We start from the raw sequence: 17,811 nt of genomic DNA on the forward strand, positions 1-17,811 counted from the left end.
ATTCATTTTGCGATTTCCGGCCGGTTCGGGTGGAGCGGGTGAAGGGAATCGAACCCTCGTATTCAGCTTGGGAAGCTGCTGCTCTACCATTGAGCTACACCCGCAACGACCTCATTAATCGGTGAGCGCGAACGTCGCGTCAAGCGCGATTCGCATCACCGGCAGTTGACGCACGCGCATCCTTCACCCACTTGTCACGCGATCCCACCACCGCGCAGGATGCCCTAGTGACCCGCCTGAAAATGCTGATCGAATCGCGCCGGTTCGAGACATTCATCACGATCCTGATCATCGTCAACGCGATCACGCTCGGCCTCGAAACATCCCAGGCGGTGATGTCACGCTTCGGTACGGTTTTGCTTCTGATCGACCGGGTCGTGCTCGCGGTGTTCGTCGCCGAATTGCTGGCACGTTTTTACGTCTATCGCGGACGCTTTTTCCACGATCCGTGGCGCATCTTCGACTTCATCGTGGTCGGCATCGCGCTGATGCCGGCGACGGGAAATCTTTCGGTGCTGCGGGCGTTGCGCATCCTGCGCGTGCTGCGCATCGTCAGCGTCGTGCCGTCGCTGCGCCGCGTCGTCGGCGGCCTCGTCGCCGCCCTGCCGGGCATGGGGTCGATCGTGCTTCTGCTCGCGCTCGTCTTCTACGTCTTCGCCGTGATGGCGACGAAGCTTTTCGCGGCCTCCTTTCCCGAGTGGTTCGGAACGATCGGCGAGAGCGCCTATACGCTGTTCCAGATCATGACGCTGGAAAGCTGGTCGATGGGCATCGTGCGGCCTGTCATGGAAGTCTATCCGTGGTCGTGGCTCTACTTCATCCCGTTCATCGTCACGACGTCCTTCGCCGTGCTGAACCTGTTCATCGGTATCATCGTCTCGGCCATGCAGGACGAGCATGAATCGACCGCATCCGAAGAGCGCTCTCAGATGAAGAACGAACAGGATTTGATCCTGCAGGAAGTGCGCGCGCTGCGTGAGGAAGTCCGAGGATTGAGAAACCCACGCGGCTGAAAAAGCTTCAGCCGCGCATCTCCTCGACCTGTGCGTCGATATCGGCGGCGATCGTCGCGTTGCGCGCCCGCGTCAGGCCCGGAATGAGGAACAGGTCGACGATCAGCCAGACAACCAGCACAATGCCGGCAGCATCCGAAACCAGAGGAACGGCGAGGCCGGAAAAAACATAGACGACGGCAAGTGCAAGTTGCGCGCAGGCCGAGCGGTAATAAAGCAGATAGAAACGGTGGGCACCGAACGCCCCGAAGCCGACGAGATGCAGGACATAGGCGATCCACATCTTCTTGTAGGCGTGCCGATAAACCGCGTTGTCCGGCAGGCTGTCCAACCGCATTTCGGCTTTTCGTTCGACTGTCGGAACACGTGCCATGGCGATAGCCTCTCCTTCAGCTTGAAGACATTGAAGCCGCTGGACGAACGGGCGGCAGGCTGCGCGTGATTTCTGCGGCGATCGCCTCGTTTCGCCAGCGCGTCAGCCAAGGCAGCATGAAAAGATCGACGAACACCCAACCCAGTATCGCGAAGAATGCGATATTGCCCGGCCCGAAACCGCTGAACGCTAAAACCATCGCAAGAACGAAGAGCGCCAGTTGGACAGCGGCCGTGCGCCGGTAGCCGAGATAAAAGCGATGCAGGCCGACGCCGCTCGCCACCAAAAGAAAAAGATAGGCGAGCCAGATGGATTTGTAGGCGCGACGATAAAGAGGCCCTTGCGGTAGCGTCCCGGCGCTCTGTCGCGTTTCCGACTGCTGCGCTTCGCTCATGGCGAACGGAAATGCTTCGACAGTTTCAGGCCCTGCGCCTGATAGTTCGATTTGAGGTCCGCGCCGTAAAGAGCGTCCGGCCTCTCAAGCATGTGCTCATAGACGAGACGGCCGACCGTCTGGCCGTGCTCGAGGATGAACGGCACTTCATGGCTGCGCACTTCCAGCACGGCGCGGCTGCCCGTGCCGCCGGCGGCCGAATGGCCGAAGCCGGGATCGAAGAACCCCGCATAGTGGACGCGAAACTCGCCGACCAGCGGGTCGAAGGGCGTCATCTCCGCAGCATGGTTCGGCGGCACATGCACCGCCTCGCGGCTGACGAGAATGTAAAACTCGTCGGGATCGAGGATCAGTTCCTTCGCGCCGCGATCGTGGATCGGCTCCCAGAAATCGAAGACGTCCTGCGCCGCGCGCTTGTCGACGTCGACCACGGAGGTGTGATGCTTGCCGCGATAGCCGATAAGGCCGTCGGCATCGCCTGTCAGGTCGATGGAAAGCGCGATGCCGCCGCCCGAAATGTCAGGCGTTTCGGACGCGACCAGCGTTTCGGCCTCGTGGAGTGCATGGAGTGCCTCGCCGTCCAGCAACGCATTGCCGATGCGAAAGCGGATCTGCGACAGGCGCGAGCCGGTGCGAACGACGATCGGGAAGGTGCGCGGGCTGATCTCGATGAAGAGCGGGCCGTTGTAGCCGGCAGGAATCTTGTCGAACTCGACGCCGTGGTCGGTCATCACGCGCGTGAAGATATCGAGCCGGCCGGTCGAGCTTTTGGGATTTGCCGAAGCCGCGACCTCGGGCGGCAGCGCCAGTGTCTCGAGAATCGGGACGATGTAGACGCACCCTGTTTCCAGAACCGCTCCGGCGGTCAGGTCGAATTCGTGCAGTTTGAGACGTTCCAGCTTGTCCGAAACGCGACTGCCTGCGCCCGGCAGGAAGCTCGCGCGGACACGGTAAGCTTTTGCGCCGAGCCGCAGGTCGAGGCTGGCAGGCTGGATCTGGTCGCCGTCCAGCGCACGGTCGCAGGCAAGCGCGCCCGCGTCGAACAATTCCCTGATCTGCCTGTCCGGCAAAATTCCCGTCTGGCGCACGCCCATCCCCATCGTCAAAATCGAGCGAGGTTTAAACGGCTGGCGAATTGACGCAAGGCGAGAAAGCCGGTAGACGGCCTTTTATCCCGTGGTGATTTGCCGGTCGGCTTGCAGCCACGTAAAACAAGTCGCTAAAGGACCGTAGCCCGGCAAGGGCATCATGGACCCGGCGCGACTTTTCGCGACCGGTTTTTTTGTGTCTGGATGAAGCGTGATGTCGAAATCGAACGAAACGAACTGGAAGCCCGCCACTCAACTCGTCCATGGCGGAACGATGCGCTCGCAATTCGGCGAGACGTCCGAAGCGATCTATCTGACGCAGGGCTTCCTTTATGACAGCGCCGAGGCCGCCGAAGCGCGCTTCAAGGGCGAGGAACCCGGCTTCATCTATTCGCGCTACGCCAATCCGACCGTCGAGATGTTCGAAAAGCGCATGTGCATGCTGGAGGGCGCGGAAGACGCGCGCGCCACGGCGTCCGGCATGGCCGCCATCGCTGCGGCGCTTTTGTGCTCGGTCAAGGCGGGCGACCATGTCGTCGCGGCCCGCGCCTTGTTCGGCTCGTGCCGCTACATCGTGGAAAAGCTGATGCCGCAATACGGCATCGAATCCACGCTCGTCGACGGGCGCGACCTGAAGGCATGGGAAGAGGCCGTGCGGCCGAACACCAAGCTGTTTTTCCTCGAAAGCCCGACCAATCCGACGCTGGAAGTGGTCGACATTGCCACCGTCGCGAAGATTGCCGACGCTGCCGGCGCGCGGCTCGTGGTGGACAATGTCTTCGCGACCCCGCTGCAGCAAAAGCCGCTGGAACTCGGCGCGCATGTCGTCGTCTATTCGGCGACCAAGCATATCGACGGTCAGGGGCGGTGCCTCGGCGGTATCATCCTGTCCGACAAGGAATGGATCGACGCCAATCTGCACGATTATTTCCGCCATACCGGACCCAGCCTGTCGCCGTTCAACGCATGGACGCTCCTGAAGGGGCTGGAGACGCTGCCGATCCGCGTGAAGCAGCAGACGGAGACCGCCGCCCGCATCGCCGATCATCTGGCGAACCACCCGAAGATCGAGCGTGTGATCTATCCCGGTCGGAAGGATCATCCGCAGGCCGAGATCATCGCGCGACAGATGAAGGGCGGCTCGACGCTGGTCTGTTTCGATGTGACAGGCGGCAAGGCCGGCGCGTTCGGTTTCCAGAATGCGCTGAAGCTCGTCGGGATTTCGAACAATCTTGGCGACGCAAAGAGCCTGATCACGCACCCGACGACGACCACGCACAAGAACCTGACAGAGGACGCGCGCGCCGATCTCGGCATCCACCCGTCGACCGTGCGGCTATCGCTGGGTCTTGAAGACGCCGATGACATCATCGCCGATCTCGATCAGGCGCTGGAGCGCATCTGAAGCAGATCACAATCGCGCCAGAACAGGGCCAGCGCCGGTGGCAACATCGGCGCTGGCCGCTATGTATCGCGGCGAAAGGCACAGGGCAGATGTACCGCGCAACCACCAAAAGCATAGAAGTCACCGTCGAGCCGTTCTATCTGGAAGAGCGTTCGGAACCGGAGGAGCAGCGCTATTTCTGGGCCTATCGCGTCACCATCGCCAATCGCGGTGACATCGGCGTCAAGCTGGTTTCGCGTCACTGGCGCATCACCGACGCAACCGGCCATCTCGAAGAGGTGCGTGGTGCTGGCGTCGTTGGCGAACAGCCCGAACTCGAACCGGGCGACAGTTTCCAATATACGTCCGGCTGCCCGCTCACGACGCCGTCCGGCTTCATGGAGGGCGACTATACGATGCGCGGCGAAACCGGTCAGGAGTTCGAGGTCGTCATCCCGCCATTCTCGCTCGACCTGCCTGGCATACACCGCTCGGTCAACTGAGCTCGCCTTCACCTGACACCGGGAAAAGCTCCCGATCCACGAGTGCGCGTCCGAAGCGGTACATGATGTCTGCCGCTAACGGGCGGTTCTCGCCAAGATGACGATTGTAGGACATTCCGGCAGCGAAGTTCATGCGCTGCGCGGCTTCCGGGTCGAGTTGGTGAATGGCCTGCGCCAGGAGAACGGCGATATCGCAGACGGCCTGCGCAATTTCTTCCTCCTGGCCGGCGGAAGGAGGGGTCATCGCGGTTCCGATCGGCTTCATGGCAGGTCATCTTGCCATGGCGACGGTTTCGGCTTTGCTAACTGCCGAAAGGTCCCGAAGCCCCGTTAGAGCAATTCGGATTCGACCACTCGTCGCAAGGCGAGCCTGCGCGGTCATCACGACCGACCGTGTCGGAGGTGACCAGTTCCGCGAAACCCACCGCGAAGCCCGCAACCACGAGCCAGATAATCGCCAGTCTTATAAGCATATCTCATCCGGTAGCGTTGCCCCCCGCTTGCCGAATTCTGAGCCAGTGTGCAACTGCCGGCTTGATGAAGCTTTAATTCAACCGTTAACAAATACGGCGTAAATGTGGCTTAATTCTCCGCGCAGTTGGCAAGCGGGTCCGCATCCGCGCCCGCCAATTCGTCGAAAAGCGTGGCCTCCTCGCCCCTCGTCCACCACACGAAACGATCCGCGACGTAACGGACGCCAGACCCCGAAATCGCCGCCGACGCGACATAGCGCTGGCCCTGCCAGTCGAAGATCGCGAGCGAGGCCGCGCCGCCATTCACGTAACGCACGGTCATCGGCTGACCGCCCTCGCAGGCATAGTCGATCGTCGTCTCATCCACTTCGCCGGGCAGATCGATCGTGACTTCGACGGCATGTGCCGCACCGACGAAAAATGTCAGACCGATTGCTGTGACAAGGGCGCGCATGACTGTTTCCTCAATTCCTGGTGACGAAATCGGCCGGATCGAATTCATATCGCGTCGAACAGAATTCGCACGATACGTTGATCTTTCCATCCTCGATACTGTCGGCGATCTCCTCTTGCGTAAACCCTTCGAGGATATTCTGGATCTTGTCGCGCGAGCACGAGCAATCGTCGATCACTTCGGCACCCTCGAAGACGCGAACGCCGTGCTCGTTGAACAGCCGGTAGAGCAAGCGCTCTGGCGCGACGGTCGGGTCGGACAATTCGTCCGCCTCGACGGTCCCGACCAGCGCCTGAACCTCGGCCCACGCATCGTCCGTCACGTCCTCGATCTCGTCCACATCGCCATCGCCGCCCGGCAGGTCCGGCATGCGCAGACGCTCCGGAGATTCGGGCAGGAACTGCGCGAGTAGCCCGCCAGCGCGCCAATGGCCTTCAAAGCCGTCCTCGCCCTTGACCATCTGGCGTGCGACGGCCAACCGAACCTCGGTCGGGATTTGCTCCGACTGGCGGAAATAGGTTCGCGCAGCGTCTTCCAGTGACATCGAATCGAGCTGCACGATGCCCTGATAGCGCTGCATGTGCGTGCCCTGATCGATGGTGAGGGCCAGCACGCCCTTACCGAGAAGATCGGCAGGCGATGCACGACCTTCCTGAGACGCCTCGGCGACGGCGTCGGCATCGAAACTCGCATAGGCGCGCAGCGAGCCCGGCGTTGTGAAATCGGCGACCAGCATGTCGACCGGCCCGTCAGAGCGCGTCTGAAGAATGAACTTGCCGTCGAATTTCAGCGACGTGCCCAACAGCACGGTCAGCGTCATCGCCTCGGCGAGGAGCCGCGCGACAGCGTCGGGATAATCATGCCGGGCGAGGATCGAATCGAGGATCGGGCCAAGCTGCACGACCCGGCCGCGCGCGTCGAGCGGGCCGACCTCGAAGGGAACGACTGTATCATCTCCGGCGAAACCGAAATCGCCGAGCTTCGTCTCAGGTGCTGACACGGAAACAATCCTATTCTCAAGCCGCCGCTTTATGCGAACGGCTTCCTGAATTTTTCAGGGGTTTCTTGCTTGTCTGCCAGATAGGTGCGGCCGCAAAGCCGATCAAGCGTTGAAGCACCAGGCCAGAATCGCCTTTTGCGCGTGAAGCCGGTTTTCCGCCTCGTCGAAGACGACCGAATGCGGACCGTCTATCACCTCGTCGGTGACTTCCTCGCCCCTGTGTGCCGGCAGGCAATGCATGAAAAGCGCGTCCGGCTTCGCTTTCGCCATCAGTTCGGCATTGACCTGATAGGGCTGGAAGACGTTGTGGCCGCGCGCGCGATGCTCCTGATTCATGGACACCCATGTATCGGTGACGACGCAGTCGGCGTCGGTTACGGCGGCTGCCGCGCTGTCATGGAACTCGATACGGCCCCCGTTCTTCGCCGCCCAGTCCGTGAACTTCGCGTCCGGCTCGCTGCCGTTCGGCACGGCGACGTTCAGGCGAAAATCGAAGCGCGCCGAGGCTTCGGCCAGCGAATGGAGGACATTATTGCCATCACCGGTCCAGGCAAACAGGCGACCCTTCACCGGTCCACGATGCTCCTCGAACGTCATCAGGTCGGCCATGATCTGGCACGGATGCGTGTCGTCCGTCAGACCGTTAATTACAGGCACGCTGGCGTGCTCCGTCATCTCGGCCAGCCGCGCATGCTCGGTCGTGCGCATCATGATCGCATCGACATAGCGCGACAGGACGCGTGCGGTATCGGCAATGGTCTCCGAGCGCCCGAGCTGCATTTCCGTGCCCGTCAGCATCAGGGTTTCGCCGCCAAGCTGGCGCATGCCGACATCGAACGACACGCGCGTGCGAGTCGACGGTTTATCGAAAATCATCGCGAGAACCTTGCCGTCCAGCGGCTTTTCGCGCGCGCCGGATTTCAGGCGGTCCTTGCGCGCACGCGCATCGTCCAAAATGGCGCGCAGATCCGCTGCCGAAACGGTGGAAAGGTCTGTGAAATGCCGGAAGGTCGAAGTCATGATCTCATTTCTCAAGCGGCCGAGCCGGTCTGTTCGGCAGTCTTCGCGGAAAGGTCCGATGCCGCAGCGCGGATCGCGTCGATGGCAAGGCGGATTTCCTCGTCGGTGACGGTGAGCGGCGGCAGAAGACGGATCACGTTGTCGCCGGCCGGCACCGCAAGGAACTTGCGCTCACGCAGCGCCGCATTCACGTCCGTATTGGGCATGCGGCATTTGAGACCGAGCATCAGGCCGGAGCCGCGAACCGCCTCGAACACGTCTGGATATTCGTCGACCACAGAGGCCAGCGACTGCTTGAGCAGGAGCGATTTGCGGCTGACTTCGTCCAAAAATCCGTCTTCGAGAACGACGTCCAGAACCGCGTTGCCGACCGCCATCGCCAGAGGATTGCCGCCGAAGGTCGTGCCGTGCACGCCGGGCTTCATGCCGGAAGCGGCCTCGTCCGTCGCAAGGCAGGCGCCCATCGGGAAGCCGCCGCCGATGCCCTTGGCGATCGCCATGATATCGGGAGCAGCGCCCGACCATTCATATGCGAACAGCTTGCCGGTCCGTCCGATGCCGCTCTGAACTTCGTCATAGATCAGCAAAAGCCCGTGTTTGTCGCACAGCGCGCGCAGCCGCTTCAGCGCGTCCGTCTCCATCGGACGAATGCCGCCTTCGCCCTGGACGGGTTCGATGAGAACTGCGGCCGTCTCGTCGGTGATCGTCTTTTCCACCGCGTCGAGATCGCCGAAAGGCACCTGATCGAAGCCTTGCACCTTAGGGCCGAAGCCTTCCAGATATTTCGGCTGGCCACCGGCGGCGATGGTCGCGAGCGTGCGTCCGTGGAACGCGCCCTCGAAGGTTATAATGCGATAGCGCTCGGGATGGCCTTTGGCGAAGTGATAGCGCCGGGCCGTCTTGACGGCGCATTCGAGCGCTTCCGCGCCCGAATTTGCGAAGAACACCTTATCGGCAAAGGTTGCGTCCACGAGACGCTCGGCAAGACGCGTCTGATCGGGAATTTCATAGAGGTTCGAGACATGCCACAATTTGTGGGCCTGCGACGTCAGCGCCTCCACGAGATGCGGATGGCAATGACCAAGCGAATTAACGGCGATGCCGGCAGCGAAATCCAGATAACGCTCGCCCTTGTCAGTCGTCAGCCACGAGCCTTCGCCGCGCTCGAAGCTCAGCGGCGCGCGGGCATAGGTGGTATAAAGGGCCGAACCGCTCATGGCGTCACTCCGGTCAGGTGGCGATCAGAAACAAAAAATCCGCCTCAAGGGCGGCTTCGGACACGCTTTATCCGGTTTCGTGCGGCGGCTGTCAATTCTTTGCAACGCAACGTCATGTGAAAGTCATATTCGGCGCTACAAAGCCCCCAAGTTGGGGAAAACCGAAAAAACGGATTCAGCGGGTGGGCCCGACTCTTGTCACCGAGTCAGCGCATATTGTAGCTTCCGGGCAGACAAGAACTAGATTTCGTGCGGCGGATCTAATCACCAAGCTCAACGCGGTGCCTAACCGGCAATTGCCGGACGGGAATGGATTCGGATTCAGCACATCACGCAGGAGCATGTCGCCATGAACTGGACCGACGAGCGGGTAGAACTTCTCAAGAAGCTATGGTCGGAGGGCCTTAGCGCCAGCCAGATCGCGACCCAGCTCGGCGGCGTCAGCCGCAATGCGGTCATCGGCAAGGTGCATCGCCTGAAACTGTCGGGACGCGGGCGTGCCTCTTCCACGACGCCGCGGGCGAAGAAAACGGCTCCTTCCGCACCGAAGGCACCGCGTCCGAGCCGGCCCATCACCACTTCGATCGGCGCGACAGCCCTTCAGGCGCGCTTCGATGCCGAGCCAGATGCAGCGCCTGCACCGCGCCTTACCAGCGTTGTGGTGCCGATCTCGCGCAATCTGGCGCTGCTCGAACTTTCCGAGCGCACCTGCAAATGGCCGAACGGCGATCCGCTGGCCGAGGAATTTTCGTTCTGCGGAAACGACGTCGGCGAAGCCGGCCCCTATTGCGGCTACCATTCGCGTGTTGCGTACCAGCCGGTCGCGGACAGACGGCGCAACCGATAAATCGATTGCGAAGGCCGCTATTTAATAATTGCCGATAGCATCCAGCATGACATGGTGGCTGGCGTCCTCCTTGGGACGCTCCACCGGCAACTGCCTTCCCGTCACGATGAAATAGACCGTCTCCACGATATTGGTGGCGTGGTCTCCGATCCGCTCGATGTTCTTGGCGCAGAACAGAAGATGCGTGCAGGCCGTGATGTTGCGCGGATCTTCCATCATATAGGTCAAAAGTTCGCGGAACAGCGACGTGTACATCTGGTCGATCTGCTCGTCGCGATCGCGGATAAACGGAACGCGCTCAACCGAGCGCGTGGCGTAAAGGTCGAGCACGTCCTTGAGCTGCGTCAGCGCGAGGTCCGACAGCGCCTCCAGACCGCGAAACAGGCGGGGCGGCTGACGCGTCTCGGCAATGGCGGCGACACGCTTGCCGATATTCTTGCCCATATCGCCGACGCGTTCGAGATCGGCAGCGATCCTGATGGCACTCAGGATTTCGCGCAGGTCGGCCGCCATCGGCTGACGGCGTGCAATCAGTTGAACGGCCTTGTCATCGATTTCGCGATGCGCCTGATCGAGAGCCTTGTCGGCCTCGATCACGTGGCGTGCGAGCGCCAGATCGGCATTGACCAACGCCGCCACCGATTGCTCGACCATGCGTTCAGCCTGCCCGCCCATCGCCGCGATGCGGGCGCCGAGTTTTGCGAGATCTTCGTCATAGGCACGCACGATATGGGCCGAATGCATTCAACCACTCCAGAATCGGTTTGCTTCAAAATACCCTTCGCGCATGACGGAAAAAAGAACGCTCATATTTATTCGTCGGATGCGACTGTGGCTTCAGATCCGTCGGCGTCCCGACCGCCAATGGAAGGACCTAACCGGACAACACCGAAAACAAGTAACATGAATATTTAGACTGGACATGATTTGACACGCAACTCTAGGATACCGTCATTCATCCGGAGACGCGGGCGGGGGCCAGTCATGACGGACATATTGGATGCCGCCCGTTGCGGCTGGAAGGGCATGTTCGGGCTGCGTCATGTTTGAAGAGCATGGCACCGGTTGGCTGACCGAAACGGTAGAGGACGAACCGAACCCGTTGTCGCAAGACGGCGACATGCACAGCCGGCCGGCAATTGAATCCTGGCATACCCTTGGAAGACATCTCGATATTTCGCGCGGTGATCTGGCAAAAGCCGCTGATCTCTCCACAGCGAACGGCACCAGCCTCCCCGAAGAACTGTTCGCAGCCCGGCTGATTACGCAGGATCGCTATTTCCGAGCACTATCCGAACTTCTCGGGCTACGGTTTCAGGCCGAGATCGATCCAGCATTCATCGTCATGGGGGAAGCTGCGGGGGTCGAGGCCCTGTCGCGAAGCTCGGACCTGCCGCCGATCCGCTACTGCTGCGCCGACGAAGTTCTGATCCTCTGGGCGCCGACAAGGCTCTGCCCACACGAGGCGGGGCGCATGGTCGCCGGGAATCCGAAACTCGCCGCGCGTCTTCGCATCGTCACACCAGATACCCTGCGCCGCGCTATTCAAGCGCGCAGCCGCGCATCCTTGATGCAGATCGCCGTCGACGGTCTGGCACGCAGCTTTCCCGATTTCAGCGCCAGACGCGTCGTTTCGGGGTGGCAAGCCTTTGCGGCTGGCCTCCTGGCGATGGGCATAGGAGCGTTCGCCTGGCTTGGCCCGGCGTTGCTGTCGCTTGTTTTCCACCTGACGGGGAGCCTTGCATTTCTCGCATGCATCGTCCTGCGGATCGCGGCGGCGATGAGCGCCAGACCATTGAGCCTCGCGCGCGTTCCGCGTGCAGCCACCGATACGCTGCCCATCTATTCCGTCCTCGTCGCGCTGCGCAACGAAGCGCAGATCGTGCCCGAACTTCTGATCGCGCTTGGCAAGCTGGACTGGCCGCGCTCGAAACTCGAAATCAAGCTGATCTGCGAGAGCGACGACCCGGAGACGATCGCTGCGCTTCGCGCGCATGACCTTCATCCATGTGTCGAAGTGATCGTCGTACCGGCTGCCAATCCGCGAACGAAGCCGAAGGCGCTCGCCTATGCGCTTCCGCAATGCAAGGGCGAGTTCGTCGTACTCTACGATGCGGAGGATCGCCCTCACCCGCTGCAACTGCGCGAGGCGTGGGACCGGTTCAGCCAAAGCGGGCCAGAACTTGCCTGCCTGCAGGCACCGCTCGTCATTTCACGCTCGACGAAGCTCCTTCCCAGCCTCTTCGCATTCGAATATGCGGCTCTTTTTCGCGGCCTCTTGCCGAAACTGGCGAACTGGCAGGCGCTTATCCCGCTTGGCGGGACCTCGAACCACTTTCGCCGCGAGGCGCTCGACGCGGTCGGCGGATGGGACCCGTACAACGTTACCGAAGATGCCGATCTTGGCCTGCGTCTGACGCGCTGCGGCTATCGGATCGGGATGATCACCCACCCTACCCACGAGGACGCCCCGGCCGATTATGCGACATGGCTGCCGCAACGCACGCGATGGTTCAAGGGCTGGATACAGAGCTGGCTGGTTCATATGCGCAGTCCGCGCACGCTTCTGCGCGATCTCGGACCTGGAAATTTCATTTTGATGCAGATCCTCTTCGCGGGGATGGTGGTTTCCGCGCTTGCACATGTCATCTTCGTCGCGGCGATCGTCATGCTGGCATTCCTGCTCGTAACCGATACGCCCCTGCCGGACTATCATTCCGCAATTCTGATGCTCGACATCTTCAATGTCGCGGGCGGGTACGCCGCCTTCATCCTCCTTGGACGGCGCACGCTCGCCCCGGCCGAGCGCAAAGGGTTCTGGAAGATCGCGCTTGCGACACCGCTTTACTGGCTCGCTCTGTCGCATGGTGCATGGCGCGCTCTGTGGCATCTCATTCGTCGCCCGCATCACTGGGAAAAGACATATCATCCGCCCAAACATCGGCTCGTGCCGGCAAACGACAGACTGACGCGCTGAACGCCGGCCGCCTTCCGATTTCACAAAGGCATGCTATAGCGAACCAAGGGAATCGGGTTCGACGAGGCGGTTCATTGGCAAGCGGCAGTTCGGCATCGCCGTCATCTGTTCAACGGCTGGCGGCACGCTGGCGTGTCAGCATTGCCCGCAATGCGCTCGTTCTCACAGTGGCGGCCGGCGCAATCCTCATCCTCGCCCTCCTGGCCGGCCGGCCGTGGCTTGGCATTGTTCTGATGATTGCAGTCATCGCAGTTGCGGGAACGCGCTCGGCCCCGGCGCGCATCACGCCTCCTCCAGCCGAGAGGCCTTCGACTGCAACAAAACCGGACGAAAGCCATCCAAGCGCAGCCGAACTGTCCGAAGCGATCGTCGACCCGCTGATCTTGTGCAACGCCATCGGCGTGGTGCTGTCGGCCAACCGGGCCGCTTCGGTGGCATTCGGACAATTCGTGCCCGGCGATCTCATCGCGCTTCGGTTCAGAAGCCCCGAGATGCAGGCGCTGATCGAGTCGGCGCTCGCCGGCGCGCCATCGGGAGCCATCGAACATGCCGAACGCGTGCCGATGGAGCGCAGTTTCAAGGTCAGCGCCACAATGGTCGGCGGTGACGGACGGTTCGCTCTTTTCTTCCGCGACCAGAGCGAAACCCGGCGTATCGACCGGATGCGGGCCGACTTCATCGCCAATGCGAGCCACGAATTGAGAACGCCGCTCGCCTCGATCTCGGGCTTCATCGAGACGCTTTCCGGCCCGGCGAAAAACGACCCGAAGGCGCGCGAGCAGTTCCTCGGAATCATGCAGAACCAGACGGCACGCATGGCCCGGCTCATCGACGATCTCCTCTCGCTGTCCCGCCTCGAAATGAAGCCGCTTGCCCATGCCGACACAAGCGTCGACCTTGCCGATCTGGCAAGGCAGGTGACCGTTTCGCTTGGCCAATTGATCAGGGACAACGGCATGACGCTTGCGCTCGACCTGCCGGACAGGCCGGTCCCGATCGTCGCCAATCCCGACGAGATCGTACAGGTTCTTGAAAATCTCATCGAAAACGCATGCAAATACGGCCAGTCCGGCAAGCGTCTCGACATATCGCTGTCGACCGATCAGGCAGATGCGGCGCTGACGGTACGCGACCACGGGCCGGGCATTCCGACCGAGCACATTCCGCGCCTGACCGAGCGCTTTTACCGGGTTGACGTCGAGACCAGCCGTGCACAAAAGGGAACGGGTCTGGGCCTTGCCATCGTCAAGCATATATTGTCGCGGCATCAGGGCCGTCTGACCATAAGGTCCACTCCGGGCGACGGCGCCTCATTCACCATTCACCTGCCGCTCGCGGAAGACAAAACGACATGATCCGCGCCATCGTCCTTATCCTTGCCGCTCTTGCCACCGTGGCGCCCGCAACCGCGCAGGACACGCGGATTCCCGGTTTTTGGGATACGCGCGAGAGGCTCGAACGTCCCGCGCTCACCAACCTGCCCCGGCTGCGTTTCCTGACGACGGTGGATTTTGCGCCCTTCAACATGCTCGATGCCAACGGACAACTTGTCGGCTTTCATATCGAACTTGCGCGCGACATCTGCCGCCAATTGTCGCTCGATGCCGTGTGCCAGATTCAGGCGCTGCCATGGGACGAACTCGTTCCCGCGCTCGAAAACGGCGAAGGCGAAGCCATCATCGCCGGTCTCGCGCCGACGGCGGAACTGCGCGAAAGCCTCGCCTTTTCGCGGCCCTATCTGAAATTTCCTGCCCGTTTCATGGTCGCGCGATCCTCGCCAATGCCGGAACCGCTCTATCGGTCCATCGCAGGCAAACGCGTCGGCGTCGTTGCCGGCTCGACGCATGAGGCGATGTTGACCGCCCTGTTTTCAGATGCGGAACCTGTCGTCTTCCCCCGCTTCGAAGCGATGGTTGAAAATCTGCAGGAGGGTGAGATCGACGCGGCCTTTTCGGATGGCATGCGTCTGGCGTTCTGGCTGGACGCACAGGAAGGCGACGCCTGCTGCACGTTCGCAGGCGGCCCCTATCTCGTCCCCGAATATACCGGACAAGGATTGACGATCGCCGTCGACGGCGACAATGCCGCTCTTGCCCTGGCGATCGATACCGCGCTGCGCGAGATCGACGCCAGCGGGCGGTTCGCAGAACTTTATCTGCGCTATTTCCCGGTCAGTTTCTTTTAGGCCGTCCGGTGCCGGATGGCCGCCGCGCGCTCGATGGAAGCGGCGGCGAGTGCATCTATGGCGAGCTTCGATTTGAAGATATCGAGGACGCGGTCCTCCTCCAGACGGATTTTGCTGTCGGCGGCCGCGATATCGACAGCAACGGCGTAGCCCGTCTCGCGCAAAGGCTGCGAGAGCGCACCGGCGATGTCGTCGAGAACGGCCTGGAACCCGCCCTCTTCCGCGAGAGCCTTCTGGCAATCCTGTGCGACAAGCAGCGTGCGCGCCTGATCGAAGCCGCGAAACACCGGCAAAGTTCGCACGATGGCGCCGATCCGCGCCAGCTCCTCGTCTCCCATGTCGCGATCCGATGCGGACATGATGACCATCAGATAGACGAGTGCTTCCTGCACCGACAGTTTCGCCATTTGAATGCTTCTCCAGTTTTGCTCATCTGGAAGTTAGGCGCAGCCACGCGGCATCGCAATGAAAAGACGCCGCGTCATTGACGGGCGGCAGGCGCGCGCATAGACCATGCCCGCCCGCCTCGCTTGCGGGTTTTTTCAAAAACGGATCTCAACACCATGGCGACCACAGGATCGAACGCGCTCCATTTGACACCCGAAATTCTCGAAGCGGCCCATGCCTCCAAAGCCTGGCCGTTCGAGGAAGCGCGCAAGATCGTCAAACGCTATGAGGGCAAGGACTGGCCGGAAACGGTGCTGTTCGAGACCGGCTACGGCCCGTCCGGCCTGCCGCATATCGGCACGTTCGGCGAGGTCGCGCGCACGACGATGGTGCGCCACGCGTTCCGCATCCTGACGGAAGACAAGGTTGCGACCAAGCTCCTGTGCTTTTCCGACGACATGGACGGAATGCGCAAAATCCCCGACAACGTACCGGACCGGGCGGCGCTTGAGCCTTATCTGCACATGCCGCTGACCGTCGTGCCGAACCCATTCGGCGGCGATTACAAAAGCTTCGGCGATCACAACAACACGATGCTGCGCCGTTTCCTTGACGCATTCCGCTTCGACTACGACTTCGCCAGTGCGACGGACTATTACAATTCCGGCAAGCTCGACGCGATCTTGAAGCGCGTCGCCGAACGCTACGACGACATCATGGCGATCATGCTGCCAACGCTCGGCGAAGAACGCCGCGCGACCTATTCGCCCTTCCTGCCGATCTCGCCCAAATCCGGCCGCGTGCTCTACGTGCCGATGAAGAAGGTGGATGCCGAAAACGCGACCATCACCTTCGACGACGAGGATGGCGTGGAGACGACGTTGTCCGTTACTGGCGGCAAGGTGAAGCTGCAATGGAAGCCCGATTTCGGTGCGCGCTGGGCCGCACTCGGCGTCGATTTCGAAATGTTCGGCAAGGACCACGGGCCGAATATGGGCGTCTACGACGCGATCTGCGAAGCGCTCAGCGGCACCGCACCAGAGCACTTCGTCTACGAGCTTTTCCTCGACGAAAACGGTCAGAAGATTTCGAAGTCGAAGGGCAACGGATTGACCATCGACGAGTGGCTGACCTACGCGCCGACCGAAAGCCTCGCGCTCTACATGTTCCAGCGTCCGCGCCAGGCCAAGAAGCTCTATTTCGACGTCATCCCGCGCGCGGTCGATGAGTATTATCAGTTTCTCGCCGCCTATCAGCGACAGGACTGGAAGGAGCGGCTCGGAAATCCGGTCTGGCACATCCATGACGGCAACCCGCCGCAGATCGAACTGCCGGTGTCGTTCGCACTGCTGCTCAACCTCGTCTCGGCGTCCAACGCACATGACAAGGCAGTTCTGTGGGGCTTCATCTCGCGCCATGCCGATGGCGTAACCGCGCAGAGCCACCCCGAACTCGACCGACTCGTCGGCTACGCGATCCGCTATTTCGACGATTTCGTGAAGCCGTCCAAGCAGTTCCGTGCGCCGGACGAGGAAGAGCGCGCCGCGCTCACCGCGCTGTCGGCGAAGCTCGGCGAATTGCCGACCGGCGCGGATGGCGAGGCGATCCAGAATGCCGCGCTCGATGTCGCGCGCGGGATCGAGCGCTATCAGGATCACAAGAAGCAAAGCCCGACCGGCGGCCCCGGAGTTTCGGTCGCGTTCTTCCAGATGATCTATCAGGTGCTGCTGGGGCAGGAACGCGGCCCGCGCTTCGGCTCGTTCGCCGCGCTTTACGGCATCGACAACACGCGCGAGCTGATCGAACAGGCGCTCAAGGGCGAATTGAAATAGTCAATTCGCGGCAGGCGCGGCGGCATGGACGCCGCGCCGCCCCTCGATTGCCTCACTTTGCTGCTCCTCATAAGGTCCGCCCGATGCGGCGCGTGCCCAGCCTTGCGCGACGAGCCATGCAGCCGGATCGGCGTTGCCGATCATGCAGCGGCTGACGACGATTTCCTCGCCAGGCATGCCCGGAACCGTGCAGGAAATCGACCTCCCACGCAGATAATTGCGAAAGGCTGTGCGGGCATAGACGCCGCAAGGCCAGCTTCGCCCGCTGCGCTCGCATGTCTCTTCCGGTTGCACGATTTCGATCCCCTCCAGCGCCACGCGATGGCCCTGCGCCTCGAATTCACCCGCAGCGATCACGACCGGACGATGCAACAGCGTTTCGCGTGGCGGACGTGTCGCCGGGTCTTCCGGCGCGCCGAGCGGCGACAACGGCTCCCGCGGCGCGATGCGCTCGAATTCGGTGATGGGCGCTCGTGGTGCGGTGACATCGGGAACGGGTTGCGAGGCCGTTGGCGCGACCTGCTCCTCGATCTGTGTCTCTTCAGGGGGAAAATCCGTCTCGGGCATGGGGATCGCTGTGCGCTGGCTCTGCCCCCAGCCGAACACGACCGCGCTGACGAGAACGATGCCGCCGATGCCAGTCAGAAGGCCGGCAAGGCGCATG

At 61.7% G+C, this 17,811-nt stretch carries 19 protein-coding genes, 1 tRNA gene and 1 riboswitch; of the genes, 8 read left to right on the forward strand and 12 right to left on the reverse strand.

The genetic code is table 11. The features are described 5' to 3' along the window. Nucleotides 1-30: 30 nt before the first annotated feature. Nucleotides 31-104: transfer RNA gene (locus tag ACX82Z_RS13220), tRNA-Gly, on the reverse strand. Nucleotides 105-227: 123 nt separating this feature from the next. On the opposite strand from ACX82Z_RS13220, the gene ACX82Z_RS13225 reads away from it, so the two are divergent. Further along, entirely contained in the window at nt 228-1,013 is a 786-nt protein-coding gene (locus ACX82Z_RS13225; RefSeq protein ID WP_459589439.1) for an ion transporter, read from the forward strand. A gap of 7 nt (nt 1,014-1,020) precedes the next feature. Here the strand turns inward: ACX82Z_RS13225 and ACX82Z_RS13230 are convergent, their stop codons facing one another. From ACX82Z_RS13230 to ACX82Z_RS13240, 3 genes are read right to left on the reverse strand one after another with little or no spacing between them, the layout of a single operon-like run. Continuing rightward, nucleotides 1,021-1,386: a TM2 domain-containing protein gene (locus tag ACX82Z_RS13230; RefSeq protein ID WP_459589441.1), complete on the reverse strand. Its 366-nt coding sequence runs from the start codon at nt 1,384-1,386 to the stop codon at nt 1,021-1,023. Nucleotides 1,387-1,402: 16 nt separating this feature from the next. Next, complete coding sequence (locus tag ACX82Z_RS13235) at nt 1,403-1,780, reverse strand: TM2 domain-containing protein (RefSeq protein ID WP_459589443.1); 378 nt, start codon at nt 1,778-1,780, stop codon at nt 1,403-1,405. After that, nucleotides 1,777-2,874, reverse strand: coding sequence for a 2'-deoxycytidine 5'-triphosphate deaminase (locus tag ACX82Z_RS13240; RefSeq protein WP_459911787.1), 1,098 nt, complete (start codon nt 2,872-2,874; stop codon nt 1,777-1,779). The genes ACX82Z_RS13235 and ACX82Z_RS13240 overlap by 4 nt, the downstream gene beginning before the upstream one ends. Nucleotides 2,875-2,946: 72 nt before the next feature. Continuing rightward, nucleotides 2,947-3,023: riboswitch (SAM riboswitch) on the forward strand. 59 nt (nt 3,024-3,082) lie between these two features. On the opposite strand from ACX82Z_RS13240, the gene ACX82Z_RS13245 reads away from it, so the two are divergent. After that, nucleotides 3,083-4,273, forward strand: coding sequence for an O-succinylhomoserine sulfhydrylase (locus ACX82Z_RS13245; protein WP_459589445.1), 1,191 nt, complete (start codon nt 3,083-3,085; stop codon nt 4,271-4,273). A gap of 89 nt (nt 4,274-4,362) precedes the next feature. Then, nucleotides 4,363-4,755, forward strand: coding sequence for a Co2+/Mg2+ efflux protein ApaG (gene apaG / locus ACX82Z_RS13250; RefSeq protein ID WP_459589446.1), 393 nt, complete (start codon nt 4,363-4,365; stop codon nt 4,753-4,755). Here the strand turns inward: apaG and ACX82Z_RS13255 are convergent. From ACX82Z_RS13255 to ACX82Z_RS13275, 5 genes are all read right to left on the reverse strand, one after another. Beyond that, complete coding sequence (locus ACX82Z_RS13255; protein WP_459589448.1) at nt 4,748-5,020, reverse strand: hypothetical protein; 273 nt, start codon at nt 5,018-5,020, stop codon at nt 4,748-4,750. The genes apaG and ACX82Z_RS13255 overlap by 8 nt on opposite strands. 317 nt (nt 5,021-5,337) lie before the next feature. Then, entirely contained in the window at nt 5,338-5,682 is a 345-nt protein-coding gene (locus tag ACX82Z_RS13260) for an MliC family protein (protein WP_459589450.1), read from the reverse strand. A gap of 10 nt (nt 5,683-5,692) precedes the next feature. Continuing rightward, on the reverse strand, nt 5,693-6,682 hold the full coding sequence (locus ACX82Z_RS13265) for an Hsp33 family molecular chaperone (protein WP_459589452.1): 990 nt from the start codon (nt 6,680-6,682) through the stop codon (nt 5,693-5,695). Between the two features lie 102 nt (nt 6,683-6,784). Then, a complete protein-coding gene (gene argF, locus ACX82Z_RS13270) occupies nt 6,785-7,702 on the reverse strand; it encodes an ornithine carbamoyltransferase (RefSeq protein ID WP_459589454.1) in 918 nt (305 codons plus the stop codon). 11 nt (nt 7,703-7,713) lie between these two features. Then, nucleotides 7,714-8,919 (reverse strand): acetylornithine transaminase, encoded by a 1,206-nt coding sequence (locus ACX82Z_RS13275; protein WP_459589456.1) that lies wholly within the window; start codon nt 8,917-8,919, stop codon nt 7,714-7,716. A 349-nt stretch (nt 8,920-9,268) separates the two neighbouring features. Here ACX82Z_RS13275 and ACX82Z_RS13280 point away from each other — a divergent pair, with 349 nt between their 5' ends. Continuing rightward, nucleotides 9,269-9,766, forward strand: a complete 498-nt coding sequence (locus ACX82Z_RS13280) for a GcrA family cell cycle regulator (RefSeq protein WP_459589458.1) — start codon at nt 9,269-9,271, stop codon at nt 9,764-9,766. Between the two features lie 21 nt (nt 9,767-9,787). Here the strand turns inward: ACX82Z_RS13280 and phoU are convergent, their stop codons facing one another. Further along, nucleotides 9,788-10,510, reverse strand: coding sequence for a phosphate signaling complex protein PhoU (phoU, locus tag ACX82Z_RS13285; protein ID WP_459589460.1), 723 nt, complete (start codon nt 10,508-10,510; stop codon nt 9,788-9,790). A gap of 298 nt (nt 10,511-10,808) precedes the next feature. Between phoU and ACX82Z_RS13290 the strand changes: the two genes are divergently transcribed. The 3 genes from ACX82Z_RS13290 to ACX82Z_RS13300 all read left to right on the forward strand — a co-directional run bounded on the left by ACX82Z_RS13290 (nt 10,809) and on the right by ACX82Z_RS13300 (nt 14,928). Beyond that, nucleotides 10,809-12,743 carry a glycosyltransferase family 2 protein gene (locus ACX82Z_RS13290; RefSeq protein ID WP_459589462.1) on the forward strand — a complete coding sequence of 645 codons (1,935 nt, stop codon included), beginning with the start codon at nt 10,809-10,811 and terminating at the stop codon, nt 12,741-12,743. 74 nt (nt 12,744-12,817) lie between these two features. Beyond that, entirely contained in the window at nt 12,818-14,098 is a 1,281-nt protein-coding gene (locus tag ACX82Z_RS13295; protein ID WP_459589464.1) for an ATP-binding protein, read from the forward strand. After that, nucleotides 14,095-14,928, forward strand: a complete 834-nt coding sequence (locus tag ACX82Z_RS13300) for a transporter substrate-binding domain-containing protein (protein ID WP_459589466.1) — start codon at nt 14,095-14,097, stop codon at nt 14,926-14,928. Before ACX82Z_RS13295 ends, ACX82Z_RS13300 begins: the two co-directional genes overlap by 4 nt. Here the strand turns inward: ACX82Z_RS13300 and ACX82Z_RS13305 are convergent. Further along, a complete protein-coding gene (locus ACX82Z_RS13305) occupies nt 14,925-15,335 on the reverse strand; it encodes a tellurite resistance TerB family protein (protein ID WP_459589467.1) in 411 nt (136 codons plus the stop codon). The two genes, ACX82Z_RS13300 and ACX82Z_RS13305, sit on opposite strands and share 4 nt — an antisense overlap. A 156-nt stretch (nt 15,336-15,491) precedes the next feature. Here ACX82Z_RS13305 and ACX82Z_RS13310 point away from each other — a divergent pair, with 156 nt between their 5' ends. Then, a complete protein-coding gene (locus ACX82Z_RS13310; protein WP_459589469.1) occupies nt 15,492-17,147 on the forward strand; it encodes a lysine--tRNA ligase in 1,656 nt (551 codons plus the stop codon). On the opposite strand, the gene ACX82Z_RS13315 is transcribed toward ACX82Z_RS13310, so the two are convergent. Next, on the reverse strand, nt 17,148-17,810 hold the full coding sequence (locus ACX82Z_RS13315) for a thermonuclease family protein (RefSeq protein ID WP_459589470.1): 663 nt from the start codon (nt 17,808-17,810) through the stop codon (nt 17,148-17,150). It lies immediately after the preceding gene. Nucleotide 17,811 lies beyond the last annotated feature (1 nt).

The organism is Aliihoeflea sp. PC F10.4, assembly GCF_054612275.1.

What these genes read in the sequence shown, in the direction of transcription:
- phoU (WP_459589460.1), bottom strand. Translation starts at nt 10,510, where the DNA reads ATGCATTCGGCCCATATCGTGCGTGCCTATGACGAAGATCTCGCAAAA.
- ACX82Z_RS13235 (WP_459589443.1), bottom strand. Translation starts at nt 1,780, where the DNA reads ATGAGCGAAGCGCAGCAGTCGGAAACGCGACAGAGCGCCGGGACGCTA.
- ACX82Z_RS13275 (WP_459589456.1), bottom strand. Translation starts at nt 8,919, where the DNA reads ATGAGCGGTTCGGCCCTTTATACCACCTATGCCCGCGCGCCGCTGAGC.
- ACX82Z_RS13230 (WP_459589441.1), bottom strand. Translation starts at nt 1,386, where the DNA reads ATGGCACGTGTTCCGACAGTCGAACGAAAAGCCGAAATGCGGTTGGAC.
- ACX82Z_RS13315 (WP_459589470.1), bottom strand. Translation starts at nt 17,810, where the DNA reads ATGCGCCTTGCCGGCCTTCTGACTGGCATCGGCGGCATCGTTCTCGTC.
- ACX82Z_RS13245 (WP_459589445.1), top strand. Translation starts at nt 3,083, where the DNA reads ATGTCGAAATCGAACGAAACGAACTGGAAGCCCGCCACTCAACTCGTC.
- apaG (WP_459589446.1), top strand. Translation starts at nt 4,363, where the DNA reads ATGTACCGCGCAACCACCAAAAGCATAGAAGTCACCGTCGAGCCGTTC.
- ACX82Z_RS13255 (WP_459589448.1), bottom strand. Translation starts at nt 5,020, where the DNA reads ATGAAGCCGATCGGAACCGCGATGACCCCTCCTTCCGCCGGCCAGGAG.
- ACX82Z_RS13305 (WP_459589467.1), bottom strand. Translation starts at nt 15,335, where the DNA reads ATGGCGAAACTGTCGGTGCAGGAAGCACTCGTCTATCTGATGGTCATC.
- ACX82Z_RS13260 (WP_459589450.1), bottom strand. Translation starts at nt 5,682, where the DNA reads ATGCGCGCCCTTGTCACAGCAATCGGTCTGACATTTTTCGTCGGTGCG.
- ACX82Z_RS13240 (WP_459911787.1), bottom strand. Translation starts at nt 2,874, where the DNA reads ATGGGCGTGCGCCAGACGGGAATTTTGCCGGACAGGCAGATCAGGGAA.
- ACX82Z_RS13300 (WP_459589466.1), top strand. Translation starts at nt 14,095, where the DNA reads ATGATCCGCGCCATCGTCCTTATCCTTGCCGCTCTTGCCACCGTGGCG.
- argF (WP_459589454.1), bottom strand. Translation starts at nt 7,702, where the DNA reads ATGACTTCGACCTTCCGGCATTTCACAGACCTTTCCACCGTTTCGGCA.
- ACX82Z_RS13290 (WP_459589462.1), top strand. Translation starts at nt 10,809, where the DNA reads ATGTTTGAAGAGCATGGCACCGGTTGGCTGACCGAAACGGTAGAGGAC.
- ACX82Z_RS13310 (WP_459589469.1), top strand. Translation starts at nt 15,492, where the DNA reads ATGGCGACCACAGGATCGAACGCGCTCCATTTGACACCCGAAATTCTC.
- ACX82Z_RS13280 (WP_459589458.1), top strand. Translation starts at nt 9,269, where the DNA reads ATGAACTGGACCGACGAGCGGGTAGAACTTCTCAAGAAGCTATGGTCG.